General features: G+C 62.5%; 25 protein-coding genes. 3 read left to right on the top strand and 22 right to left on the bottom strand.

What is annotated here, in order from left to right; all coding sequences use genetic code 11:
• Positions 1-21 precede the first annotated feature (21 nt).
• The 8 genes from tsaE to NKI54_RS10865 form a co-directional block, all read right to left on the bottom strand.
• Positions 22-1,533: a tRNA (adenosine(37)-N6)-threonylcarbamoyltransferase complex ATPase subunit type 1 TsaE gene (gene tsaE, locus NKI54_RS10900; RefSeq protein ID WP_023677554.1), complete on the bottom strand. Its 1,512-nt coding sequence runs from the start codon at positions 1,531-1,533 to the stop codon at positions 22-24.
• Between the two features lie 8 nt (positions 1,534-1,541).
• Positions 1,542-4,103: a sensor histidine kinase gene (locus tag NKI54_RS10895; protein WP_023677553.1), complete on the bottom strand. Its 2,562-nt coding sequence runs from the start codon at positions 4,101-4,103 to the stop codon at positions 1,542-1,544.
• Between the two features lie 188 nt (positions 4,104-4,291).
• Positions 4,292-5,692, bottom strand: coding sequence for an adenosylhomocysteinase (gene ahcY, locus NKI54_RS10890; protein WP_023677552.1), 1,401 nt, complete (start codon positions 5,690-5,692; stop codon positions 4,292-4,294).
• A 412-nt stretch (positions 5,693-6,104) separates the two neighbouring features.
• Positions 6,105-6,401 (bottom strand): HPr family phosphocarrier protein, encoded by a 297-nt coding sequence (locus NKI54_RS10885; protein WP_023677551.1) that lies wholly within the window; start codon positions 6,399-6,401, stop codon positions 6,105-6,107.
• Positions 6,398-6,799, bottom strand: coding sequence for a PTS sugar transporter subunit IIA (locus NKI54_RS10880; protein ID WP_254815942.1), 402 nt, complete (start codon positions 6,797-6,799; stop codon positions 6,398-6,400). The genes NKI54_RS10885 and NKI54_RS10880 overlap by 4 nt, the downstream gene beginning before the upstream one ends.
• A 164-nt stretch (positions 6,800-6,963) precedes the next feature.
• On the bottom strand, positions 6,964-7,410 hold the full coding sequence (locus NKI54_RS10875; protein ID WP_352568484.1) for an HPr kinase/phosphorylase: 447 nt from the start codon (positions 7,408-7,410) through the stop codon (positions 6,964-6,966).
• Positions 7,411-7,441: 31 nt separating this feature from the next.
• The gene (locus NKI54_RS10870) at positions 7,442-9,226 is read right to left on the bottom strand and encodes a sensor histidine kinase (protein ID WP_023677548.1); all 1,785 of its coding nucleotides are present in this window, start codon (positions 9,224-9,226) and stop codon (positions 7,442-7,444) included.
• 22 nt (positions 9,227-9,248) lie between these two features.
• Positions 9,249-9,950, bottom strand: a complete 702-nt coding sequence (locus NKI54_RS10865) for a response regulator transcription factor (RefSeq protein ID WP_023677547.1) — start codon at positions 9,948-9,950, stop codon at positions 9,249-9,251.
• A gap of 342 nt (positions 9,951-10,292) precedes the next feature.
• Between NKI54_RS10865 and NKI54_RS10860 the strand changes: the two genes are divergently transcribed.
• From NKI54_RS10860 to NKI54_RS10850, 3 genes are all read left to right on the top strand, one after another.
• Positions 10,293-11,903 (top strand): phosphoenolpyruvate carboxykinase, encoded by a 1,611-nt coding sequence (locus NKI54_RS10860; RefSeq protein ID WP_352568486.1) that lies wholly within the window; start codon positions 10,293-10,295, stop codon positions 11,901-11,903.
• A 79-nt stretch (positions 11,904-11,982) separates the two neighbouring features.
• A complete protein-coding gene (gene arfB / locus NKI54_RS10855) occupies positions 11,983-12,420 on the top strand; it encodes an alternative ribosome rescue aminoacyl-tRNA hydrolase ArfB (protein ID WP_023677545.1) in 438 nt (145 codons plus the stop codon).
• Between the two features lie 131 nt (positions 12,421-12,551).
• Positions 12,552-13,169 (top strand): alpha-ketoglutarate-dependent dioxygenase AlkB family protein, encoded by a 618-nt coding sequence (locus tag NKI54_RS10850; protein WP_352691471.1) that lies wholly within the window; start codon positions 12,552-12,554, stop codon positions 13,167-13,169.
• Here NKI54_RS10850 and NKI54_RS10845 read toward each other — a convergent pair.
• The 14 genes from NKI54_RS10845 to hisB form a co-directional block, all read right to left on the bottom strand.
• On the bottom strand, positions 13,132-14,745 hold the full coding sequence (locus tag NKI54_RS10845) for a hypothetical protein (RefSeq protein WP_352691469.1): 1,614 nt from the start codon (positions 14,743-14,745) through the stop codon (positions 13,132-13,134). The genes NKI54_RS10850 and NKI54_RS10845 overlap by 38 nt on opposite strands.
• Before the next feature lie 91 nt (positions 14,746-14,836).
• Positions 14,837-16,411, bottom strand: coding sequence for a hypothetical protein (locus NKI54_RS10840; RefSeq protein WP_352576333.1), 1,575 nt, complete (start codon positions 16,409-16,411; stop codon positions 14,837-14,839).
• A complete protein-coding gene (locus NKI54_RS10835; RefSeq protein ID WP_023677541.1) occupies positions 16,401-16,796 on the bottom strand; it encodes a GtrA family protein in 396 nt (131 codons plus the stop codon). The genes NKI54_RS10840 and NKI54_RS10835 overlap by 11 nt, the downstream gene beginning before the upstream one ends.
• Before the next feature lie 7 nt (positions 16,797-16,803).
• Positions 16,804-17,574 carry a class I SAM-dependent methyltransferase gene (locus NKI54_RS10830; protein WP_023677540.1) on the bottom strand — a complete coding sequence of 257 codons (771 nt, stop codon included), beginning with the start codon at positions 17,572-17,574 and terminating at the stop codon, positions 16,804-16,806.
• A complete protein-coding gene (locus tag NKI54_RS10825) occupies positions 17,574-18,581 on the bottom strand; it encodes a glycosyltransferase family 2 protein (RefSeq protein WP_352454814.1) in 1,008 nt (335 codons plus the stop codon). The genes NKI54_RS10830 and NKI54_RS10825 overlap by 1 nt, the downstream gene beginning before the upstream one ends.
• A 77-nt stretch (positions 18,582-18,658) precedes the next feature.
• The gene (gene coaA / locus NKI54_RS10820) at positions 18,659-19,618 is read right to left on the bottom strand and encodes a type I pantothenate kinase (protein ID WP_023677538.1); all 960 of its coding nucleotides are present in this window, start codon (positions 19,616-19,618) and stop codon (positions 18,659-18,661) included.
• An 18-nt stretch (positions 19,619-19,636) separates the two neighbouring features.
• Positions 19,637-19,963: a phosphoribosyl-ATP diphosphatase gene (locus tag NKI54_RS10815; RefSeq protein WP_352645299.1), complete on the bottom strand. Its 327-nt coding sequence runs from the start codon at positions 19,961-19,963 to the stop codon at positions 19,637-19,639.
• Between the two features lie 36 nt (positions 19,964-19,999).
• A complete protein-coding gene (hisF, locus tag NKI54_RS10810) occupies positions 20,000-20,794 on the bottom strand; it encodes an imidazole glycerol phosphate synthase subunit HisF (RefSeq protein ID WP_352635046.1) in 795 nt (264 codons plus the stop codon).
• Positions 20,791-21,627: an arginase family protein gene (locus NKI54_RS10805; protein ID WP_352634852.1), complete on the bottom strand. Its 837-nt coding sequence runs from the start codon at positions 21,625-21,627 to the stop codon at positions 20,791-20,793. Before NKI54_RS10805 ends, hisF begins: the two co-directional genes overlap by 4 nt.
• A 3-nt stretch (positions 21,628-21,630) precedes the next feature.
• Positions 21,631-22,374 carry a 1-(5-phosphoribosyl)-5-[(5-phosphoribosylamino)methylideneamino]imidazole-4-carboxamide isomerase gene (gene hisA / locus NKI54_RS10800; protein WP_023677535.1) on the bottom strand — a complete coding sequence of 248 codons (744 nt, stop codon included), beginning with the start codon at positions 22,372-22,374 and terminating at the stop codon, positions 21,631-21,633.
• A gap of 2 nt (positions 22,375-22,376) precedes the next feature.
• Positions 22,377-22,667 (bottom strand): DUF1330 domain-containing protein, encoded by a 291-nt coding sequence (locus NKI54_RS10795; protein ID WP_023677534.1) that lies wholly within the window; start codon positions 22,665-22,667, stop codon positions 22,377-22,379.
• A 3-nt stretch (positions 22,668-22,670) separates the two neighbouring features.
• Positions 22,671-23,321, bottom strand: coding sequence for an imidazole glycerol phosphate synthase subunit HisH (hisH, locus tag NKI54_RS10790; RefSeq protein WP_023677533.1), 651 nt, complete (start codon positions 23,319-23,321; stop codon positions 22,671-22,673).
• A gap of 1 nt (position 23,322) precedes the next feature.
• Positions 23,323-23,796 carry a DUF2628 domain-containing protein gene (locus NKI54_RS10785; RefSeq protein ID WP_023677532.1) on the bottom strand — a complete coding sequence of 158 codons (474 nt, stop codon included), beginning with the start codon at positions 23,794-23,796 and terminating at the stop codon, positions 23,323-23,325.
• Between the two features lie 4 nt (positions 23,797-23,800).
• Positions 23,801-24,400: an imidazoleglycerol-phosphate dehydratase HisB gene (gene hisB, locus NKI54_RS10780; protein WP_352634850.1), complete on the bottom strand. Its 600-nt coding sequence runs from the start codon at positions 24,398-24,400 to the stop codon at positions 23,801-23,803.
• Between the last annotated feature and the right edge of the window lie 125 nt (positions 24,401-24,525).

Raw genomic sequence — 24,525 nt, 5'->3', positions numbered from 1 at the left:
TCGGGCCCAAATCCTTAGCCGTCAAATCGAGCGTTCCTCCAGCAAGCCGTGGGCGATGTAGAAATCCTGCAGCCCGGCCAGCGCCGGATGCGCCAGTGCCCGGCGAAGATAGTCGCGGATGCGCGGCAGATGCTTCAGATAATAAGGCTTGCCGTCGCGTTTTTCGAGCCGCACGAAGATGCCGAGGATCTTGGAATTGCGCTGTGCGGCCATGATTGCATAGGTTTCGCGGAATTCGTTCTCATCGAAGGCACCGGCAGCGCGTCGCGCGGCGATGTAGGCGGCGAGCGTGTGCTTTTCGATTTCGGGTGAGATAGTGACGCGCGCGTCCATGGCGAGCGAGGCGACGTCGTAGGCGGACGGCCCGATCAGCGCGTCCTGGACATCGACGACGCCGAGGCGATCGTGACCGGAACGGTCAGCGCGCCAGATCAGGTTGGGTGAATGGAAATCGCGCAGCATCAGCGTGTATTCGCGCCCCTCCAGCCGATCGAGCACCGCACTCCATTCGCTGCGGTAACCGGCGCGCAGCGCCTCTCTAGGCGGAGCGCCTGATATCGCCGGGACATACCAGTCGACCAACAATTCGGCCTCGATCATCATGGCGTCGCGGTCGAAAGGCGGCACCTCATGGAAGACGCCGGGGCCGGCCTGCATGCGGGCCGGCCATGTTTTGCCGTGCATCATGGCAAGCAGTTCGGCCGCCGCAGCGTAGCGCTCGGCCACCGGCTGGCCGCGCTTGTCGAGAAACCCTTGGGAACCGAGATGCTCCAGCAGGAGAAAACCCTGGTCGAGATCCTGGGCATAGATTTCCGGGACGCTGACGCCGCCGGCCCGCAAGGCCCGGTCGATGGCGACGAACGCCGAAACGGATTGCGCGGTGTGAGCGATCTCGGCATAGGGTTTGCCGTCGCGGACTGGCGGTCCGAGCACCAGCCTTGGCGAGTTCATCAGCACCCGCGGCGGAAATCTGGCGAGCGTGACGATCTCGTAGGAGCGAGCCGAGGCATCACCGATGAAATGTCGTCGCTGCGCTTCGCCCCAACCGGCCTGCCCGAGAAAATCGCGCATTGCCAGCGATCGCGCCGCGCGCTCGAAGGCGGCGCCCTCTCCCGATAGTCTCGCCAGTCGGCCGTCGCCCTGCTGGAGAAGTTCGACCAGCACCGAGGTTTTCGGCAGATATGCCTCTGCCCGCTCCGGCCATTCGACCAGCGCGGCGCCTTGCGTCAGCGCCTCGTCGAAGCCCAGCTCGTCCAGCTCGGATGCCGTGCCCAAGCGGTAGAGATCGAAATGATGAACCGGCACACGCGTGTCGTAGCTCTGGACCAGCGTGAAGGTCGGGCTCGGCACGTCGAGTCCGGCATCGTCGGCCAGTGCCTTGATCAGCGCCCGTGCCAAGGTCGATTTGCCGGCGCCGAGATCGCCCTTGAGGGCGAGCACGTCGCCAATGCGCAGCGACATGGCGAGATCCTCGCCGAACCTTGCCGTCGCAGCCTCGTCGGCGAGAAAACGCTCCAGCACCAATACCGCCATCGAACGCGCTACTCGGCCGCCGCGCGGATGCCGGACGGCGTGTCGGGAAAGGCGCAAACAACCGTGGTGCCCTTATCCCTGCCGGTCTCGATGCGGACGCTGCCGCCATGCAGTTCGACAAAGCTCTTGACGATCGACAGGCCGAGCCCGGCGCCACGGCGGCGGCCGCCATTGGTGCGCGGCTCGAAGCGCCGGAACACTGAGTCAAGCAGGTCCGGCGGCATGCCGGGGCCGTCATCGTGAACGGAAAATTCCACGCCGTCGGCAAGTTGGCGGCAGGCGAGCGTTATGGTGCTCGCCTCCGGCGCGTAATTGGCGGCATTGCTGAGCAGATTGTAGAGGATCTGGCGGACGCGGATCTCGTCGCCGTGGAAGGTTTTCGGCGCGGCCGCCGCGTCGATCCTAAGCTTGATCGCATGTTCCTCCAGCCGGTCGGCGACCAGTTCGGCGGCAGCCGTAATGGTTCGATCGATGTGAACTTCGGAAATGTCGAGTTCCATGATGCCGGCATCCACCGTCGCCAGGTCGAGGATGTCGTTGACGATGGTGAGCAGGACCGAGGAAGACGAGCCGACATGCCCGATATATTCGCGTTGCTTCTGGTTCAGCGGACCAGTCGACGGCAGTGAAAGAAGCTCGGTAAAGCCGATGATGTTGGTGAGTGGCGAGCGCAGCTCATAGGAGACGTGCTGCACGAATTCGTTCTTGATCTGGTCGGACTTTTGCAGCGCCTCATTCTTGTCCTTCAGCGCCCGCTCGACATTGACGCTGTCGGTAACGTCGACGAAGGTCATCATCACCTGGCCGTTGGGCAAAGGGATGACGGCGTAGCGCAAAACGGTGCCGTTGTTCAATTCGGTTTGGCCGTGGCGGTCGCGGCGCTCGTCGTCGAAGCCGGTGATGGCGGCAACGAACCCGCCCCACGGACTGTCGACGGCACGGCGGTCGCAAAGGTTGCGGATCGTCGAGACATGGACGTTGGGTTTTGAGGCATCGGCATCCAGCCCCCACAATGCCGCGAACGCCGGGTTCGACAATCTCAGCTTGCCGTCGGGGCCGAACACAGCGACGCCTTCGGCGAGGTTGTCGAGCGTCTCGCCCTGGACCCGGACGGCGGTCTGGTAGCGGCTTTCAAGGTCCATCTTCTCGGTCAGGTTCTCGAACACCCAGGTGACGCCGCCCTTGGGCTGCGGATTGGCGACGACGCGAATGGTCTTGCCGTCCGGCAGATGCCACCAATGCTCCTGCGATTCAACCGCGCGGTAAGCGCCGAGCAGGCTCTCTTTCCAGCGCCGCCATTCGGGCTGCTCGGCGATCCTGCCTTCGCTGCGCAGGCGGTCAAGCAGCAAGGCGTTGTCCGGCGCGCTGTGCAGGAAGCCGCTGTCGAGGCCCCATAGCTTCTGGAACGCCTGATTGAAAAACCGCAATTTCTCGTCGGTGTCGAAAATCGCCACGGCGGTGTTGAGCTGATCGAGCGTGTCGGCGTGGCTCTGCATGGTCCGCTCATATTCGGCGCGAATGGCCTCGATAGCGCTGATGTCGCAGGCAAGACCAGCCGAACCATCCGCCCCGGCAAAATCGGTCACGGCAAACATACGGCGGTCGCCTTCGATGACCGTGGAGAGCGTCTGTTCAAAGACCGCGCGCGACTTGTGCTGCGCAGCGATCGTGTCGCGCGCCTGGCCGCCGAGGAATTCCTTGCCATCGCGGACCGCCGCTTCGGCATTCTCGGCCTCGACCGCTTCGGCATAGGCGCGGTTGACCCATTTCAGCCGCCCGTCGACAGTACGCAGCCATGACGGCATCTTGAGCGCATCCAGAAGACCGATCAGCGTCTCATGGTCGGCGGCTAAGCGTTGGTTCTCGATCTTCAGCCTGGCCTGGCTTCGCTGTGTCTCCGAAAGCGAGACGAAGCGAACCAGCACATGCGCCGCACTCTTGCGGCCGTGAACCTCGAGCGGCTGGCCGGCCTGCGATTCGATGACCAGATCGAACGGCTTTGCCTTGTCCCGCAGTGCCGCTACGGCATGTTCGAGTGCGGCCGCCGAACGCGGCATCAGCCAGCGGCCGAAAGCCAGGAAGGCCGCCCGGTCCTCCGGCGCGCCGCTCTCGATCGGCAATGTCCCGACAAGTTCGGGCTTCTTGTTCTCGGCCGCCCATACCACCACGCGCTGATCGCGAGAATGGAGCAGCGCCTCCGAGCGCTGCAGCGCGGCATTGACGTCGGCGATGCGGGTCCTGAGCTCGGCATTTTCCGCCGCGGTGCGCGCCCGTTCGCGGATCAGAAAGATGGCCGACAGCAATGCCGCCCCCATGACGCCGACGAACATGGCGAGTTGCATGACCTCGACCGTGCTGACCGACAGCCCGGCCTTTTGCGCCACGCGGGTTTGGGCATGTGCAGTAAAGCCAAGCAGCGGACCAACCAGCGCGGAAGAAGCAAGCAGCACACCGACACGGCTGCCGGCGCGCCATAGAAGGCTGCCGCCTCTGGCAGCGGAGCCCGTGATCGAATCGTTATGGCCGCCGGAAACGGCCTGTCCCGCGCAAGGCGGGTTATCCCCCGGCATGTCTTGGTCCTCTTCGCCGCCTGAATGCAAGACCGCCCTGATGCGTGCGCCCGGGCCTCGTCCCCGGACCGCGAATCAGCACCATAGCGCTTGCGCGAATCGGCGTGAAGAATCAATCAGCGCAAAAATAAAGCCGGGCGAAAAGTCAATTGCCCGGCTTCAATATCTAGTGGCAAGTTTCGCCGTGGTTAATAGCGGTAGTGTTCCGGCTTGAACGGTCCCTGCGGAGTGACGCCGATATAGGCGGCCTGTTCGCCGGACAGTTCGGTCAGGCGGGCACCGAGCTTGTCGAGATGCAGGCGCGCGACCTTTTCGTCGAGATGCTTCGGCAGGACATAGACCTGGTTCTCGTACTGACCGGGCTTGGTGTACAACTCGATCTGGGCCAACACCTGGTTGGTGAAGGACGCCGACATGACGAAGCTCGGATGGCCGGTGGCGTTGCCGAGGTTGAGCAGACGGCCCTCCGACAAAAGGATCATCCGCTTGCCGTCCGGGAAGGTGATCATGTCCACCTGAGGCTTGATGTTGGTCCACTTCAGATTGCGCAGCGAGGCCACCTGGATCTCGTTGTCGAAGTGACCGATGTTGCCGACGATCACCATGTCCTTCATCAGGCGCATGTGGTCGAGGGTAACGACGTCCTTGTTGCCGGTGGTGGTGATGACGATGTCGGCCGTCGGCGCCGCGTCCTCGAGCGTGACCACCTCGAAACCGTCCATCGCCGCCTGCAGCGCGCAGATCGGATCGACCTCGGTGACCTTGACGCGGGCGCCGGCGCCCTTGAGCGAAGCCGACGAGCCTTTGCCGACGTCGCCATAGCCGCAGACAACCGCGACCTTGCCGGCCATCATCGTGTCGGTGCCGCGGCGAATGCCGTCGACAAGCGATTCCTTGCAGCCATATTTGTTGTCGAATTTCGACTTGGTGACGGAATCATTGACGTTGATCGCCGGGAACGGCAGCAAGCCTTTTTTCTGCAGCTGATAGAGCCGGTTGACGCCGGTCGTCGTCTCTTCAGTGACGCCGCGGATCGCTTCCTTCTGCTTGGTGAAGAAGCCGGGCGATGCCTGCATGCGCTTTTTGATCTGGGCAAACAGGATCTCTTCCTCTTCGCTGCCCGGATTGGACAGCACATCCTCGCCGGCCTCCGCGCGGGCGCCGATCAGGATGTACATGGTGGCATCGCCACCGTCGTCGAGGATCATGTTGGAGGTGCCGCCATCGGCCCACTGGAAGATCTTGTCGGTGTAGACCCAATAGTCCTCCAGCGTCTCGCCCTTGACGGCAAACACCGGAATTCCGGCCTCGGCAATGGCCGCGGCGGCGTGGTCCTGGGTCGAGAAGATGTTGCAGGAAGCCCAGCGGATATCGGCGCCGAGCGCCTTAAGCGTTTCGATCAGCACCGCCGTCTGGATGGTCATGTGCAGCGAGCCGGTGATGCGCGCGCCCTTGAGCGGCTTCTTGTCGCCGAATTCCTCGCGGCAGGCCATCAGGCCCGGCATTTCGGTTTCGGCGATCTCGATCTCCTTGCGGCCCCAGCCGGCAAGCGCGATGTCTGCGACCACATAGTCCTTGCTACCCGTCATGGCAGTGCTCCGATGCGAATTGATTGCGGGACGCGCCCGCCCCGAAGGCGTGTCGGAGGGCGCGAGTTGCCGGCCTGACTAGCAGATCGGGAGTCGGACGACAATGGGATATAAAGAAATCTTTATCCGTGCATGTCTTCAGCTACGGCGGCCATGAGAGCGCGCAGAAGGGGTGCTGTCCAAGGTGGCCGTCCCTCAGACCTCAGATCGGCAACACTTTCAAAGCCGGAAACAAAAAACCCGCCTCGGCGGGCGGGTCTTCGGGGCCAATTGGCACCATAGCGAGATTAGTAGCATAGCTGCAGGCACAAAGCAAGAACAAAATACGCGACGGTCGCGCAAAAATGCGATTTCCTTCACCGCCGCAAGGTTGCGCCCGAACATGCCGCAGCAGGTGCCGTCGGCGAAGCCGTCAGCACTCCTCGCCGAAACGGGAAGCAACCAGTTGCTCCAGCGCATCGATGACCTCTTCGGCCTCCGGGCCGGTGGCGGTGACGCGGATCGAATAACCGGGGCTCGCCGCCAGCATCATCAGGCCCATGATCGAGGTGCCGCCGACCTTGACGCCGTCCTTCTCGACCTGGACCGTGGCGTTGAAGCCGCTGGCGATTTGAACGAACTTGGCCGAGGCGCGCGCATGCAGGCCGCGCTGGTTGACGATCGGAAAGTCGCGAACGATCTTGTCCTTTTCCGGCAACAGGGCACTCATTTGCTGCTCAGGAGCTGACTGGCGACATTGATGTATTTACGGCCGGCAGCCTGCGCCTCATCCAGCGCGGCCGTCATGTTGTCGCCTTTGCGAACGCTGGACAGCTTGATCAGCATCGGCAGGTTCATGCCGGCAATGACCTCGATGCGCCCGGATTCCATCACGGAAATGGCGAGGTTGGAGGGCGTGCCGCCGAACATATCGGTCAAAACGATGACGCCTGATCCCGTATCGACGCGGCCGACCGCGTCGATAATGTCGCGGCGGCGCTGTTCCATATCGTCGTCGGCACCGATCGCCACGGTCTCGAAATTGTCTTGTGGCCCAACGACATGTTCCACGGCATTGCGGAACTCGGCGGCCAGTTGACCGTGCGTTACAAGCACGAGTCCGATCATTCTTTGGTGGCTCCCGTCATCGCCGCTTCACAGGCGCATTTTATGCTCGCCGACCGTTCCAGGTGGCGGGAGCGCTATCTTGTCGACGCAAGGCCTGTTGACAAGCCCAAAATTGCGCCGGCCCAAGCCAATTTGACGCATTGCAGCAAAAAATCGAAATCGGATCACAGGAAAGGCGCAATCGACAGGCGCGACATCACTGCCGGCAAGGCCGCCGCTACATTGCGCCCGGCAAGATCAATGCGCGGCACTGGTACGCCGACAACGAGTTCGCTGCAGTCTTCCTGGAAGCGGGCCATTTTGCCGGCTGGCACCAGCCGGATAATGAGGTCGATCACGCAGCTTGGCTCGAACCGTATCGGTTTGGGGCCGAATCCCGGCACCTCGACGAGGCCGGCTATGCTGGCTGGTGCGCGGCAGACCAGCCGCCCGTCGCAATCTGCAGCATAGAGCTGGTCATCGCCGATCAGCCGGGAAAACAGCCCACGCTGGCTGCAATGATCGATCAAGGCGAGCGCCAGCGTCGTCTTGCCCAAGCCGGACGGTCCGGTGATGAGAATGCCGCGATCACCTATCAGGATCGCGGTGCCGTGAATATTTTCAGGCTGCACAATAGGACCAGGCGTGATTGGAATTCATCCGTCAGCCTTCCGCCGGCAGCGTCACCACGAAGCGCGCGCCCTTGATCTCGCCAGGCTTGGTGCCCGGGATGTTCTCGGCGCTCAGCGTGCCGCCATGGGCTTCAACGATCTGCCTGGATATCGACAGGCCAAGGCCCGAGTTCTGACCGAACGCCTCGCCGGCCGGCCGATCGGTATAGAACCGCTCGAAAATGCGGTCGATGTTATCGGCACGGATACCGGGTCCATTGTCGTCGATGGTGACGATGTTGAACTTGCCGGCGCGCGCCAGCGATATGGTGATGTGGCCACGTTCCTCGGGAACGAACGAGCGGGCATTCTCGATCAGGTTGGTGATCACCTGGCCGATCCTCAGGTCATGACCGACGACGAAGTAGCCTTTCACGCCCTGTGGCAGTTTGGCGACCTTGAATTCGATCTCGACCGCCTTCTTGTTGCGCGTGGCCTCGCGCGAGACGGCGACCAGATCGGTGATGAACTTCTTGAGGTCGACGGTTCCCGCATCTTCCCGCGCCAGCTCGGCATCGAGACGGGAGGCATCGGAAATATCGGTGATGAGACGGTCAAGCCGCCTCACATCGTGCTGGATGATATCCATCAGCCGGCTGCGCGAATTGTCGTTCCTGGCCAGCGGCAATGTCTCCACCGCGCTGCGCAGCGAGGTAAGCGGGTTCTTCAACTCGTGCGAGACATCCGCGGCAAAACTTTCGATCGCCTCGATGCGGGCGTAGAGCGCATTGGTCATGTCGCGCACGGCGATCGACAGATTGCCGATCTCGTCCTGGCGGTCGGAGAAGTCGGGGATTTCCTCGCGGTTCTTGACGCCGCGGCGAACCCTGACCGCCGCCGCGGAAAGCCGGCGCAGCGGGTTGGCGATGGTGGAGGCCAGCAGCATCGACAGGATGGCGGTAACCAGGGCGGCAATGCCGAACACGCGCAGGATCGCCTTGCGCTCGGCCGCGACGATCTTGTCGATGTCGCCGCCTTCGGTCGACAGCATCAGCACGCCGAGAACGGCACGGAAGCGCTGGATCGGCACCGCCACAGAAACGATCTGCTCGCCCTGCTCCGAGATCCGCACGATCGTCGACGGGCTGCCGGTAAGCGCCTTGACCACTTCCGGAAACGCGGCGCCGTTGCCACCCGGCTGCTCGCGATAGACGGGCAGCTGCTTGTTGCGGAAGAAATCGAAGACGAATTTCTGGATGCGCTCCAGAAGGTCTGGCTGTTCCTCTTCGACCGGCGGCAGGTCGTAGCGAAGGATCTGGCCGCGCGAATAGAGATGGCGGGAATCGAGCAGCAGGTTGGCGTCGCGGTCGTAAATGCGGGCGCGGGTGCGCGTCGGCGAGATCAACCGCCTGAGCACCGGCGCCACGCGCTCCGGATTGATCGGGAAATCGAGGTTATCGAGCTGATCGGAGCCCGGGCCGAGGCTTTCGCCGGCCTGTAACTCGAGCAGCTTCTCCGGATCGATGCTGATCGAATCGGTCTCGACCGTCGCCGAGGCGGCGATCGCGCCGGCGATGATCTCGCCTTGAGTCATCAGGCTCTCGACACGGGCGTCGATCAGCCCGTCGCGAAAGGTATTGAGATAGAGAATGCCGGTGACCAGGACGGCAAGGCCGGCAAGGTTGAGAAAGAGGATACGCCGCGTCAGGCTGGAAAAGATGTGATGGCCGAGAAACCGGCGCATCGGCACCGTAATTTTCGACACGAAGGCGGGCAGAATCCGCGGCGGGCGCCTGGCGGCGCCCGACCGTCTCACTCGCTCTACTTGCACTGCCATCGAATAGCAGCTCCCGCTCGACTCAAGCTTCGCGGAACCGATATCCGACTCCGTAAAGGGTTTCGATCATTTCGAAGTCATCATCAACGGCCTTGAACTTTTTGCGTAGCCGCTTGATGTGACTGTCGATGGTGCGGTCATCGACATAGACCTGCTCATCATAAGCCGAATCCATCAGCGCATCACGGCTTTTTACAACGCCCGGACGCTGGGCCAGCGAATGCAGGATGAGGAACTCGGTGACGGTCAGCGTCACCGGCTCGCCCTTCCAGGTGCAGGTGTGGCGCTCCTGGTCCATGACAAGCTGGCCGCGCTCAAGCGACCGGGCCTGCTGGTTGGGCGCCTTGGCAGCCGCCTCGCGGGTGCTGGCGCGTCGCAGCACGGCGCGGACGCGTTCGACAAGAAGACGCTGCGAGAAGGGTTTGCGGATGAAGTCGTCGGCGCCCATCTTGAGGCCGAACAGTTCATCGATCTCATCGTCCTTGGAGGTCAGGAAGATCACCGGCAGGTCGGATTTCTGACGCATCCGGCGCAGCAACTCCATGCCGTCCATGCGCGGCATCTTGATGTCGAGGATGGCGAGGTTCGGCGGGCGCGCCGCCAGTCCCTCCAGCGCCGATGCCCCATCCGTGTAGGTTTCGACCCGATAACCCTCGGATTCGAGGGCGATCGAAACCGAAGTCAGAATGTTGCGATCGTCGTCGACAAGCGCGATTGTTGCCATTTCAAGCGGCTCCCTCATGAGCTGTCCCTTCTTTCGTCGAGAAGGGGCTTTTGCAGGACAAATTAGGTACAAAATGTGGCATAGGCTGTATCCGCTGTCACGCGCGGCATGTCGACGGCCACAATTGTACCTCGATATGGATTGGACGAATGAACATCGCCAATCCTTTGGGCAACCATCAGTGTTTTTGCACATATAAACGATTTAAACAACTTTCAAAATATTTAAATCGATTAATGATTTGATATCATTCGCCTTTTCTGGTTTTGACGTTTTTAGCTCCTGCAATGGGAGTTCCGGAATTCGCCGGTAAAGACGCGGTAAATCGAAGAAGGGACACCCATGTCGGAAGCCGGCAAACGCAATCCTGCATGTGCAATCGATCGGATCGGCCTAAGAACCACGGGCGTGGTGCGCTATAATTTCGGCGCGGCCGCGCTCTACGAGGAGGCAATCCGCCGTGGCGAGGCCCGACTCACCGCGCATGGCGCGCTTGCCGCCGAGACCGGGCAGCACACCGGCCGCTCGCCCAGGGACAAATTCGTGGTGCGCGACGAAAGCACCGCGCCGCATGTATGGTGGGACAACAACAAAGCGATTTCGCCGATCCAGTTCGATACGCTGCTTGGCGATTTTCGCGCCCACGCGGCTGGAAAGGACCTTTATGTGCAGGACCTGGTCGGCGGCGCCGACGAGGAGCTGAAGCTGCCGACCAGGGTGATCACGGAGCTTGCCTGGCACTCCTTGTTCATCCGCAATCTGCTCATCCGACCGGCCGCCGCCGAACTCGAGCATTTCATGCCCGATTTGACGATCATCGACCTGCCGTCGTTCCGCGCCGATCCCGCCCGCCACGGCACGCGCGGCGAAACGGTGATTGCCGTCGATCTTTCGCACATGATCGTGTTGATCGGCGGTACCTCGTATGCCGGCGAGATGAAGAAGTCGGTGTTCACCGTGCTCAACTATCTGCTGCCGGCAAAAGGTGTGATGCCGATGCACTGCTCGGCCAATGAAGGGCCCGTCGGCGACGCGGCCGTTTTCTTCGGCCTTTCCGGGACCGGCAAGACGACGTTGTCGGCCGACCCGTCGCGCACGCTGGTCGGCGACGACGAGCATGGCTGGGGACCGCACGGCATCTTCAATTTCGAGGGCGGCTGCTATGCCAAGACGATCAAGCTTTCGGCCGAAGCCGAGCCGGAGATCTTCGCCACCACCCAGCGCTTCGGCACGGTGCTGGAGAATGTGGCGCTCGACGCAGGCCGCGTGCCGGATTTCGACGACGGCGGGCTGACCGAAAACACACGCTGCGCCTACCCGCTCCACTTCATCCCCAACGCCAGCAAGACGGGGCGCGCCAGCCACCCGAAGAACATCATCATGCTGACCGCCGACGCATTCGGTGTGATGCCGCCGATCGCGCGGCTGACCCCGGCGCAGGCCATGTACCATTTCCTCTCCGGCTATACCGCCAAGGTGGCGGGGACCGAGAAGGGCGTTACGGAACCCGAAGCGACATTTTCGACATGCTTCGGCGCACCGTTCATGCCGCGGCATCCGTCGGAATACGGCAATCTGTTGCGCGAGCTCATCGCCCGCCAAGGCGTCGATTGCTGGCTGGTCAACACCGGCTGGACCGGCGGCGCCTACGGCACCGGCAAGCGAATGCCGATCAAAGCAACGCGGGCGCTGCTTGCGGCGGCGCTCGACGGCTCGCTGAAAGCGGCCGACTTCCGCACCGACGCCAATTTCGGTTTCGACGTACCGGTGACGGTTGCCGGCGTCGACCGCGCCATTCTCGACCCTAGATCGACCTGGATCGACAAGCCCGCCTACGACCGGCAGGCGGCAAGGCTGGTCGGCATGTTCGTCGACAATTTCGAAAAGTTCGAAGCCCATGTCGACGCCACCGTGCTCGGCGCCGCACCACGCATGCAGGTAGCGGCTGAATAGCCGTCGCCCCGGGTGATGCTTCAAGGCCCGGCTTCGATCGGGCCTTTTCTTTTTTCGCCTGCCGCGCCATGAGTGCGGCATGAACGCCGACGACAAGATCATCATTACCGACGATGCGGTGATTAATCCGGGCGACCTGCACGAGGACTTCATTCGTTCGTCCGGCCCGGGCGGCCAGAACGTCAACAAGGTGGCGACGGCAGTGCAATTGCGCTTCGATGCCGCCAATGCGGCTGGCCTGTCGGAGCGGGTGCGCGAACGGACCATCAAGCTTGCCGGCCAGCGCGCCACCAAGGACGGCGTCATCGTCATCGAAGCTGGACGCTTCCGCACCCAGGAGCAGAACCGGGCGGACGCCCGGGCGCGGCTGACGGCACTGGTCGCCAAGGCCGCCGAACCACCACCACCGCCGCGCAAGAAGACCAGGCCGTCCAAAGGCGCGGTCGAAAGACGACTCAAGAGCAAGGCCGGGCGCGGCTCGATCAAGAAACTGCGCGGCCGGGTCGGGGATGAGTGACAGCCGAAGCGGCTTCGGATCTCAGATCGCCGGTTAAAGCGCGCAGCCACCGTCGGAGGCGGCTTTCGGGTCGCCGTTTTCATTTGACGGTGGCATTCTGATTTCTCCAGACCAACGGATTAAGCGACGCGATGCTCGTACTGCCCAAAGGCGTCCGCCATATGCCCGGCTACCTGTCGCGCGCCATGCAGGAAGTGCTGGTGGAAGATATCAGGCAGGTCGTGCAGAAGGCGCCGCTGTTCGTGCCGGCGATGCCGCGTACCGGCAAGGAGATGAGCGTGCGCATGACCAATTGCGGTCCGCTGGGCTGGGTCACCGACAAGGAGCACGGCTATCGCTACCAGCCGACCCACCCGGTGACCGGAAGGCTTTGGCCGCCGATCCCGGAGATGCTGCTCGAACTGTGGCGGGATGTATCTGCCTATGCGCACCCGCCGGAAGCCTGCCTGGTCAATTCCTATTCGCAGGATGCCAAGATGGGTCTTCACCAGGACCGCGACGAGAGCGATTTCTCCGCGCCTGTCGTCTCGGTGTCGCTCGGCGACGATTGCCTGTTCCGGGTCGGCCAGACGACGCGCGACGGCGCCACCAAATCGTTCAGGCTGAGGAGCGGCGACGTCGTCGTGCTTGGCGGCGAAGGGCGGCTCTGCTTTCACGGCGTCGACCGTATCTACCCGTCGACCTCGGCATTGCTCAGGAGTGGCGGCCGCATCAATCTGACGCTGCGACGGGTGACGATGCCGAAATAGGCTGTTCGGGTGGCCGGTGGCCCGGGCGGACATAATCGTCGCGCAAATAGATGCGCTCGGTCTCGTCCTCGATAAGAATGCGGTAGTGCGCCAGGATGGCGTCAAAGCCAAAACGCCCCATCAGTTGGCTTGTCCACATTGTGTTGTTTTTCTTGAAGACGACGATATCCGGGCGCAGACGCGCGAACTCTTCGCGTTTGCTTTCGACGTAGCGCGCCATGATGGCCTGGTAACGCGTGGCTTCGGCGGTGTCACCCGAGAGGGCTGCGTGCCGGGACAGGGAAAGTGCGAACGCTCCAAGCCAATCGCTGACGTGGGTCGAAACGAACTGCCCATCGATCATACGGTTCAACGGATGTCCCGAGGAAATATCCGAACTGACCAACGCTACGGTCGGCCGATCGGTGGCGGCGCGAATTGCGGCAACCAGCGCCGGCCCTGGTTTCTGGGTGCTCCAGTACGGCAAGAAAGCGATTGCCACCGCCGCCAATGCCCAAGCTCGCGAAGGAGCCGTCACGAACGTCAACAGCTTCGACGGCTGCTGCACGATCCTGGGCAGTGCCAGCAGGCAGAAAATGGCTGCCACAGCGCAAAAGATCGCGGGATAGGCATGATAAGACCAGCCTTTGGCTTGGTAGAACAGGGGAAACATGCCAGCGATCGATGCCGCCAACGCTACCGCCGCCAGCTCTGGAAACCGCCTGGCAGGCCACAGCCACCAGATCAGGAAGACAAGGAAACACCACGAGAAACCGTAGCCGATCACAATCGGCCAAAAGATGCCGATCTTTGCATAAACGTCCGCCAAGAGGGGATAGATGTCGCGCATGAATTCCGGATGGATCAGCGTGACCGTGCTGAGATAGACAACGCAGATGCCGCCAATGACCCAGTGTTCCAGGGCGAAGATCGATTTCAGACTGCGCCGGCGCACTGCAACGACCAGTGCCGGCGCCAACACCATGATCGCATAGTAGGGCTTGACCAGCAGCAGAATGCTGCCCGACAGGCCGGCGAGTACGGCGAGCCCGGGGTCTGGTTGGGCAGCTGCATCTCTGCGCGCGCGCCAGGCATGAAGCGCAAGCAGCGGCATGAAAAGTGCCATGCCGATATGCTCCCGCTCGCTGAAGGCATTTCCGGGGAAGACCACCAACATTGCGCAAAACGCTGGCCCCAGTGCAAACAATGATGCAGTTTCGGTGAAACCCGCACGCTTGACGATCACGCCCGAGAGCGAAAGTCCGATAAGCACGGCAAGGTATGTCCAGGCCTCAACCAGGATTTCCGGGGCGGTGCCCAGCAATCTGGCCGCAGCCACTGGCGGCAGATAGAGCCAGACGCTGAATGGGGGATTGGTCTCATAGATTTGCGAGTAAAGCCGCTCACCGGACAGCATACGCTCGCAGACCGTGATCAGCCAGCTAGTGTCGGGAACAGTCCCCCAACGTCGCTGCCAGAAGATCGAGAAGACGGTGACTGCGGCAATGGCCAGGACATTGCGGCTAGGAAGCAGCGACGCCGCAATATCCCGGTCGCGCCAGCGGCTCAAGCCGCCAATGTCGTTCGAGATGCTCATGCTGTTGCACCGAGGCTCTCGAGATCGAGCCATATGTCGTCCAGCGGAGCGATTGGATCCAGCCGTGTCATGGGTTTCCGGGGGCTCCTGCTCAATCGGTTTGGAGCGGCGCAGGCGCCGTGTAACGCAGATAGACAGTGATTTCCGGCTCGGCGTGCAGCAGACGATAGTCGGCCAAGGCAACCTGGATCCGCTTGTCCTGCAGCATCAGGGCAGTCCACGCGGGCGAGCCTGACAGCACGATATCGGGCTTCTTCGCTGATATCTCGGCGGCGTTTTCGCCGATCACCCGATCGCGGATGCTTTCAAGTTCCGGTCTCCGTTCGAGATCGCCGGTGACGCGGGCGAGCGTGTCCGCGTTGGAGACCGCCCAGGCGCTCGGATGGCGTGATATGAACCTGCCGCCGACCAGCCTGGCGAGGGGATGGGCAACCTGCATCTGGTCGGCAATAGACATGATGGTCGGGGTTTCGACCGTTGCGCGGATCGCGGCGACAGACCGGGCGATCGGGCCGTTATCCGTCGTCAGCGCCGCGTACTGTGCCCTGACCGCTATTTGCAGCACCAGCACGCAGCCGAAGATCAGGGCGGCCTTGCGAACGAAGCCTGCACTGCCGAATGTGCCGAACCGCACAAGCTGGATGCCAAATGCAAGTGTCGCAACAACGACCATCGGCAGCGCGTGATTGGGCCAACCCTTGCCCATGACGATGAAGGCCGGAATGAACCCCAGGGCGGTCAGGAGCGGAATCCTGACGTCCCAGTTCGTCTTTCTCAGGCCGCCGGCCGCAAGCACGGTGGCGGCGGCCAGAAGCAGCACCACTTTCGGCCAGTTTGCCAGCATATCGGCGGCAGAGGCCCTCAACGGAAGATAGACCTCCCTGACCAAGGGCAGGACGTCGCTGACGTAAGCGCGGTCGAAGAGCGCGATGGACGCGATATAGGCGGCCACGATCGCAGCGCCCACCAGGTTCTCTGCGACGAAGAGCGGTTTCAGCGACCGCCTTTCAAGCGCAAGACAGAGCGACGGCAACATGAAGGCCAGCACAAAATAGGGCGGCTTGACCATGACCACGACCGCCGCGCCGAAGCCCGCGACCATGTGCTCCAGGCGCGAGCCCGCGCTGAAATCCAGGTTCCGCTGACGTGTGCATTGCAACGCCACCCAAGGCAGAATGGCAATCAATGCGAAGTGCTCGCGTTGGCCGAATTGATCCGGCATGAAACACAGGATCAAAAACAGGGCCGCCGCTGCCGCCCACAGCGCATGAGGCTGCCGGTAGACCGGTTCATCGCGCGCGAGAATGCGGACGGAAACGAAAAGACTGGCCAGGCTCAGGCAAACGACGCCAAGCGTCAGCCAGAATTCCGCACGCATGCCAGTGAGCTTTTCCAGGAGCATGAACGGCATGTAGAGCCAGATCGAGAAAGGGGGGTTGGTCTCCACGATGTCGGTGTTGAGCCGCTCTCCGCCAAGCAGGCGGTCGCAGACGACCAGAAGCCACGACACGTCAACATTGGTCGGAATTGCAACGGTCGATAGCCAGACGGCGTATGTGACGACCAGACTGGCCAGCAGCAACGGAGCACCCGCTACGCCCACAAAGGGCGAGAAGCGGTTGGCGCCGGGCAGCAGTTCACTGAGCGATCGCGCGCTAGAGACCACGAAACACCCACCGCCCGAGGACGACATAGTTGATGACCGGCACGGCAATGCAGGTGAGCAGGATCGGGATTGCGGCAGGGACGCCGAGCATCTGGGTCAAAAGCCCCGGCAGGGCGATCGCGACGGCGAGGCCGGAAGCGGTGAGCAGGAGGAAGCGGGGCAATTCCATAGCGTGGCTGCCGCCCGAGGTGAACGTGAAATATTTATGCCCGGTGTAGGAGAACAGCGCGGCGACGGCGTAGGCCGCAAACGATGTGAGCGCCGCCGGCAGGGCCGCCGTTGCCTGTCCACGCGACAGCAGAAAAGCGCAAACGGCGTAGATCAGCGTCGACGCGATGCCAATCAGCGCAAAGCGCGATAGTCGACGATACGAGCCGGTGCCCATGACGCGGTCAAGCTGCCAATTTCTCGTCGAGGCGAGCGGTTTCGACGGCGCTGTCCTCGCGGAATACCGCCAGCAGCGAAACCCCGAAGGGCAAGCTTGCATTTGGTATGATGCGGCCTTCCGCCGAAAACACTGCCTTCATCGCCGCATTCAGTGGTTTTGGCGGCGTGGCATGGCCGGCTGGCAAGGCCGACTTGCGCAACCTGTCCACCAGTCGTGCCAGCGCCGCTACCGGGAAGAGCGCGGCATTTGTGTAGCTCAGCCGGTCGATCGCGAAACCAGCCCTTTCGATTCGTTCACGCAGCAGATTGCGTGAATAGCGCCGCATATGATGCAGCCCCACATCATGCGTGCTCCACAACCATTGGTGTGCGGGCACAGTGAGGACGACGCTGCCGCCCGGTTTCAGCACTTGGCGGATCGCGGCAAGCGACGCCTCGTCTTCGGCGACATGCTCCAGCACGTCGAACAGGCAGACGAGGTCGCAGCTTTGCGGCGCGACGGGAATGTTGTCCGGCAGATGTCCGGCGAGGAAGTCGCGGCCGGTCTTTTCCCAGGCAATCCTGCGCGCGAGATCGCTCATCTCGACTGCCGTCACTGCGCCGAACTGCTCCAGCATCCGGATGTTGCCGCCGGTGCCGGCGCCGATCTCGACGATGCGCGCGTTTTCAGGCAGGCCGATGCTGCGAATGACCGCCTCGGCGATGGCGCGACGCCCGCAGAACCACCAATGCTCGTCTTCGGTGGCGGCCATCTGTCGGTAGGCGTCGATCTCCATCAGCTCATTCCCTCATATTTGCGGCGCACGATGTAGATCGGACGCTGCTTGATCTCGGCGTAGACCCTGCCGAGGTATTGTCCGATAATGCCGATGCCGAGTAACTGGATGCCGCCAAGGAAAAGAACACTGACCAGCAGGGAGGCGTAGCCGGGCACATCAACGCCAAAGATCATTGTCTTGGCGACGATCAGCAGGCCGTACAGGAACGACAGCGCGGAAATCGTCGCGCCGACATAGGTCCAGATTTCAAGCGGAGCGGTGGAGAAGCTGGTGATGCCTTCGAGCGCGAAGTTCCACAGCTTCCAGCCGGAGAATTTCGACTGGCCGGCGATGCGCTGATCGCGGACATATTCGACGCTTGCGGTGCGGAACCCGACCCAGGCGAACAGGCCCTTCATGAAACGACGGCGTTCGGGCAAAGACCGCAGCGCCTGGATGACCTGGCGGTCGATCAAACGGAAGTCGCCGACATCGTGCGGGATCTTCTGCTGCGCGATCCAGTTGTGAACGCGGTAGAACATCGAGGCGGAGCGCTGCTTGAGAAAGCTGTCGCTCGACCGATTGGCTCGCTTGGCCAGAACAACCTCAAAACCCTCGCGCCACTTTTCCACAAGCAGCGGAATGACATGCGGCGGATCCTGCATATCGACATCCATCGGGATCGCTGCATCGGCATCGCAGCTGTCGAGCCCCGCGGTCATCGCGGCTTCCTTGCCGAAATTGCGTGAAAGGTCGATTACGTGGATACGTGGATCGGTTTGTTGGGCTTCGATCAGCTTTTCGAGCGTCGTATCGCTGCTGCCGTCGTTGACGAAGATGAACTCGAGGGCAACGCCTTTGTCCTTCAGCGGCGCGGTGCTTTCGCATACCGCCTTCAGGAATGGAGCAATTGCGCCTTCCTCATTGTGGACAGGCACGATCAGGGCAATCGTTGCGCCGCCGCTGCCCGGACGTGCGATGCGGTCAGCTGCCGGCCGATCGATGTTTAGGAATGGCGCATTCATTTGTTTGCCGAGCCCGCAGATCAGGCCCGACAATAGAAAGACTGGGTTAAGATGACTTTAAGGAATGTCCCGGGATTTCACAGTTTCCTGAGCGCCACTTCCTCGACCAGATGGTTGGCGCCCTTGCGCAGGATGAGATCGGCTCGGGCGCGGGTCGGCAATATATTCTCGCGCAGATTCTTCAGGTTGATGTTGGTCCACAGGCCCTCGGCGATGGCGCGGGCCGCATCCTCGGAAAGTTGCGAATAGCGGTGGAAGAAGGAGGCCGGGTCGCGGAAGGCGGTTTCGCGCAGCCGCATGAAGCGGGCGATATACCAGTGATGGATCAGCGCCTCCTCGGCATCGATATAGATGGCGAAGTCGAAGAAATCCGACAGGAAAGGCACGATCTTGCCGTCCTTGGGCAGCTTGCCCGGCTGCAGGACATTAATGCCTTCGAAGATCAGGATGTCGGGCCGGTCGATGGTCTGGAACTCGCCCGGAATGACGTCATAGGTCAGGTGCGAATAGACCGGCGCGCGGACGTTGCGCTGCGCCGATTTGATGCCAGACAGGAAGCGCAGCAGCGCGCCGACGTCGTAGCTGTCCGGAAAGCCCTTGCGCTCCATCAAATTGTTGCGGCGCAGGATTTCGTTCGGCAGCAGGAAACCGTCGGTGGTGACCAGGTCGACCTTGGGACTCGACGGCCAGCGCGCCAGCAGCTCCTTTAGCACGCGCGCCGTGGTCGATTTGCCGACCGCCACGGAACCTGCAATGCCGATGATGAACGGTGTCTTGGCCGCGTCCAGCGCGTTGAAGAAGGCCTGGCGTTGCCTGAACAGGAGTTGACTGGCTTCGACATGAGCCGACAACAGCCGTGACATCGAAAGATAGATGCGCTCGACCTCGTGGAGATCGACCGGATCGTTCAGCGACCGCAGACGACGGACCTCGTCCTCGGTGAGCGTCATCGGCGTATCGGCGCGGAACCGCGACCATTGCTCGGCCGAGAAGAAACGATAGGGTGAATACTTCTCGGTAGGAGCGAGCTGGTCCATCGAGTTCCTCCGCAGCGATCAGCCCCGGTCCAGCCGAGACGCCTTTTCGGCGATGCCCGAACGACCGGTGCGGCGTTCAAGCTCGTTGAGCACATCGCTCAGCGGAATGTCCGCTATGCCGAGAACGACAAGCCAATGATAGATGAGATCGGCGCTTTCCGAAACAAGCGCGTCCCGGTCGGCGCTGACGGCTGCGATCACCGTTTCGACCGCCTCTTCGCCGAGTTTCTGCGCTGCCTTGCTCATGCCGCGCTGAAAGAGCTTGGCCGTCCACGAATCCGGATCGCCGGAACGTGCGCGTTCGCCAATAATCTTCTCCAGTTCGGAGAGCGAGAACTCGGTCATGACGGCGTTTACGGCCTCTTCTTAGCCGGAAAGGCTCTAGGACCGATTACCCGGCGAGTCCAGCCGCATCGGCAGTCCGGCCTGAGCCATGTGCAGCTTGGCTTCGGCGATGCTGTAGGTGCCGAAATGGAAGATCGACGCCGCCAGCACCGCGCCGGCATGGCCGTCGCGAATGCCTTCGACAAGGTGGTCGAGCGTGCCGACGCCACCGGAAGCGATGACCGGCACGCATACGGCATCGGCGACCGCGCGGGTAAGGGCTATGTCGTAGCCGGCCTTGGTGCCGTCGCGGTCCATCGATGTTAGCAGGATCTCGCCGGCGCCGAGATCGACCACTCGCCGAGCGAACTCGACGGCGTCGATGCCGGTCTTCTCGCGGCCGCCATGGGTGAATATCTCCCAGCGATCAGCCTCGCTCGCAGCGGACACTTTCTTGGCATCGATGGCGACGACGATGCACTGGTTGCCGAATTTGTCGGCAGCCTCGGCGACAAAATTTGGGGTCTTCACCGCCGCCGTGTTGATCGACACCTTGTCGGCGCCGGCCAGTAGCAGCTTCCTGATGTCGGCGACCTGACGGACGCCACCGCCAACGGTCAGCGGCATGAAACATTGTTCGGCGGTGCGGGCGATGACATCGAAAATGGTCTCGCGGTTTTCCGACGAGGCGGTGATGTCGAGAAAGCAGAGCTCGTCGGCGCCGGCCGCGTCATAGGCTTTTGCCGCTTCGACGGGATCGCCGGCATCGACCAGGTCGACGAAATTGACGCCCTTGACGACACGGCCGTTCTTGACGTCGAGACAGGGGATGACGCGGGCTTTCAGCATCAGATCCTCTCGATCGCCGCAAGAAAGTCGACAAGCAGCTGGCCGACGACGGGCGGAACTTCGGACTGGGAATCAAAGGCCGGGTCGTAGGCCGAGAGCGTCACGCCGACGATTGGGATTGACCTGGCCAGTCCGCAGGCAAGCTGCCGTAGCTGTTCCGGACTCGGGCCGCCCGGGTGCGCGTAGCGGTTCACCTGCAACACATCCGGATCGAGGACATCCAGGTCGAGATGCAGATGCGCCCGCACAGTCCCTGTCGCCGTGAGCTTTCCGATCATATCGAGTGCACCGGCACATTCGGTGCGCACGATCGGCAAAGTTTCCAGCAGTCGCTTTTCGTCGGGATCGAGGTCGCGGGCATCGACCAGCATGCAGCGCGCCGGGTCTATCGGCCGGAACGCCGGAATTGCTGCCGCCATCGGATGCCAGCAGAGCCCGAGCGTCGCCGCCAGCGCCATGCCGTCGAGAAAGCCGTAGGAGGACGTCTCCGGCGTGTTGAGATCGCCATGCTGGTCGATCCAGATGATCGAATCCGCAACTTCACCGGCGACCGCACCGGCGGCGGTCAGGCAATTTCCAGCAAGGATAATGGGGAAGCGTCCTCCATCGCGGGCGAGGTTAACCCTGGTCGCGACGGCGTTGCAGACGGCGAAGCCGGTTGCAATTTCGCGCCCCTGCTCGTCTCCGACCTTGCCGATATCTTCGACGGCGACGTCATGGCCAGCCACGGTCAGGGCTTCGACCAGCCCACCGCCGATGATGGCGTCCGGCCCCTGGCCGCACCCTTCGTGATAGTGCCCGCTGTCGTAGGGAGCAACGATAATCGAGACCTTCACGTTTCACACCCCTGCCATCGGTTTGCCACGCAGGATCGCCAATGCCTCGGCCGGGTCGATGCGGCCGTCGTAGAGGGCGCGTCCGGAGATCGCGCCTTCGAGCTTGCGGGCATCGGGCAGGGTCATGCGCACGATGTCGGCGATCGAGGCGAGCCCGCCCGAGGCGATAACCGGGATCGACACCGCGTCGGCGAGATCGATGGTGGCGTCCCAGTTGATGCCGGTCAGCACACCGTCGCGGTCGATATCGGTGTAGATGATGGCGGCGACGCCGGCACCCTCGAATTTCCTCGCCAGTTCAATGACGCCGAGGCTCGAGGCTTCAGCCCAGCCTTCGACCGCGACCTTGCCGCCCTTGGCGTCGATGCCGACGGCGATCTTGCCCGGGAATGCCTTGCAGGCCTGCCTGACCAGATCCGGATCGCGCACCGCCACCGTGCCAAGAATGACGCGGGCCAGCCCACGGTCGAGCCAGTCCTCGATCTGCGCCAGGGTGCGGATGCCGCCGCCGAGCTGCACCGGATTGCTCGTCGCCTTCAGGATGGCGCCGACCGCGGCGCTGTTGACGCTCTGGCCCTTGAAGGCGCCGTTGAGGTCGACGACGTGCAACCATTCGAAGCCCTGCTCTGCGAAGGCGCGCGCCTGAGCGGCGGGATCGTCATTGTAGATGGTGGCGGTCGCCATGTCGCCATGCCTGAGGCGCACGCATTTGCCGTCCTTGAGGTCTATCGCCGGAAACAGAAACACCTTCAGGCGCCTTCGACGATGACAAAGTGGCCGGTCGAGCCGGCGAGCCTGTACTTCAAGGCCTCCTGGTATTCAGGCGAGCCGTAGCATTCCAGCGCCTTTTCATAGGATTCGAATTCCACCAGCACGTGGCGATTGCCTGCCGGTCCTTCCGGGCTGGTGTACCGCCCGGCGCGCACCGGGAACTTCGCGCCGTATTTCGCGAAAGCCGCGGCATTGGCCTCGATGTACTGCTTGTAGATCTCGGGATCGTGGACATCGACCATTGCCATCCAATAGCCCTTCTTGCTCATGGTTCAGGGCCTCCAGCCTAGGAAATTGGTGATCAGCGCCAGGCCCAGCGCCTGGCTCTTCTCGGGGTGGAATTGCGTTCCGGCTAGGTTGTCGCGGGCGACAGCGGCCGTTACCGGGCCGCCATAGTCGGCAACCGCCAGCACCTCATCCTCCTTCCGTGCATCGAGATGGTAGGAGTGGACGAAATAGGCGTGCAGTCCCTTGCCACCCGTCGCAATGCCGGAAAACAGCGGATGCTTGCGCTTCAGGTCAATCGTGTTCCAGCCGATCTGCGGGATCTTCAGTGTCGGATCGGCCGGCGTGATCTCCTTGACGTCGCCGGCGACCCAGCCAAAGCCCTTTGTGACGGTCTTTTCCAGGCCTCGCTCCGACATCAGCTGCATGCCGACGCAGATGCCGAGGAACGGCCGAGCCTTGGCGATCGCCACCTCCTCGACCGCTTCCCACATGCCGGCGACCGCACGCAGTCCAGCGGCGCAATCGGCATAGGCACCGACGCCGGGCAGGACGATGCGGTCGGCGGTCCTGACCCGCTCGGCATCGGCGGTGAGTTCGATCGCGGCGGCAATGCCGGCTTCATGCGCAGCACGCTCGAAGGCCTTGGTGGCCGAGCGCAGATTGCCCGACCCGTAATCGATGATCGCCACCCTCATCTCAGGGCTTTCCCGGAATATGGTTCAGCCCCAGCGCCAGGCCCATCTGCGCCGACCGGGCATGTGCTGCGTCTGGGACGATGCGTTGCACCGTCGGTTGTTCATCCGACTGAGCATCGGCTTCCAATGCATAGCGGACGTCTGCGTCGTCGAGCCTGTCGGCCTCGACCACGCCCCATTCATGCCAGCCGCGACGGCGCAGGGCTGCGATCCGCAAGCCCTGCCCTTCCAGTCCGACAAAGAGCATGACAAGCAGGGATAAAAGCGAGCCGGCTGTTTCCAGGTCCAGCCTTTCGCCCAGCATCGAGAGCAGGCCCATGGCGACAAACGCCAATGCCGCCTCGACCCACAGCCGGTGCCAGGCCAGCCACAGCGGCGGCACTAGGAAGCCGAGCCAGGCAAAGCCGTCACGGATAAAGGTAGTGTCCACGCTTTCGCTGCGGCCTGGCGGCTCCATTACGACATAGATGGCCATGGCGTTACCCTTTCAGGGATCCCTTGGTGGAGGGAACCGCGTCCGGCTGGCGCAGGTCGCGCTCAAGTGCCGAACGCAACACACGCGCCACGGCCTTGAAGCAGGTCTCGGCGACGTGGTGGTTGTTGGCGCCGTAATGATTGGTGACATGCAGCGTGATGCCGGCATTCTGCGCCAGCGCGTGGAAGAATTCGCGCACCAGCTCGGTGTCGAACGTACCGATCTTCGGCGACGAGAATGAAACATTCCAGACCAGAAAAGGCCGGCCGGAGACATCGATTGCCGCCCGCGTCAGTGTCTCGTCCATGGCGAGATCGATCGAGGCGTAGCGCATGATGCCGCGCCGCTCGCCCAATGCCTTGGCCAGCGCCTGGCCGAGCGCAATGCCCGTATCCTCGACCGTGTGGTGGTCGTCTATGTGCAGGTCGCCCTTGGCCCTCACGGTCATGTCGATCAGCGAATGGCGCGACAACTGGTCCAGCATATGGTCGAAGAAGCCGACGCCCGTCGAAATGTCGGATTTGCCCGAGCCGTCGACCTGAACCGATACGGCGATGTCGGTTTCCCTGGTCTTGCGGCTTATCTCGGCGGAACGGGGCGCCATGACCTCATCCTTGTCTCAGATTTTGCACGATTCAGGCGTTCACATGCCTGAAAACGAAAGCCTTCTAGCAGCATGATCCGGCGATTGCCAGTTACCGCTGCGGAGCCCGATCCGACCCGGTGGAT

Origin of the sequence: Mesorhizobium sp. M0663 (assembly GCF_040320585.1) — a bacterium.
Classification (GTDB): Bacteria; Pseudomonadota; Alphaproteobacteria; order Rhizobiales; family Rhizobiaceae; genus Mesorhizobium.
The sequence above is the reverse complement of the archived record's forward strand: the minus strand, read 5'-3'. Positions and strand labels throughout refer to the sequence as shown.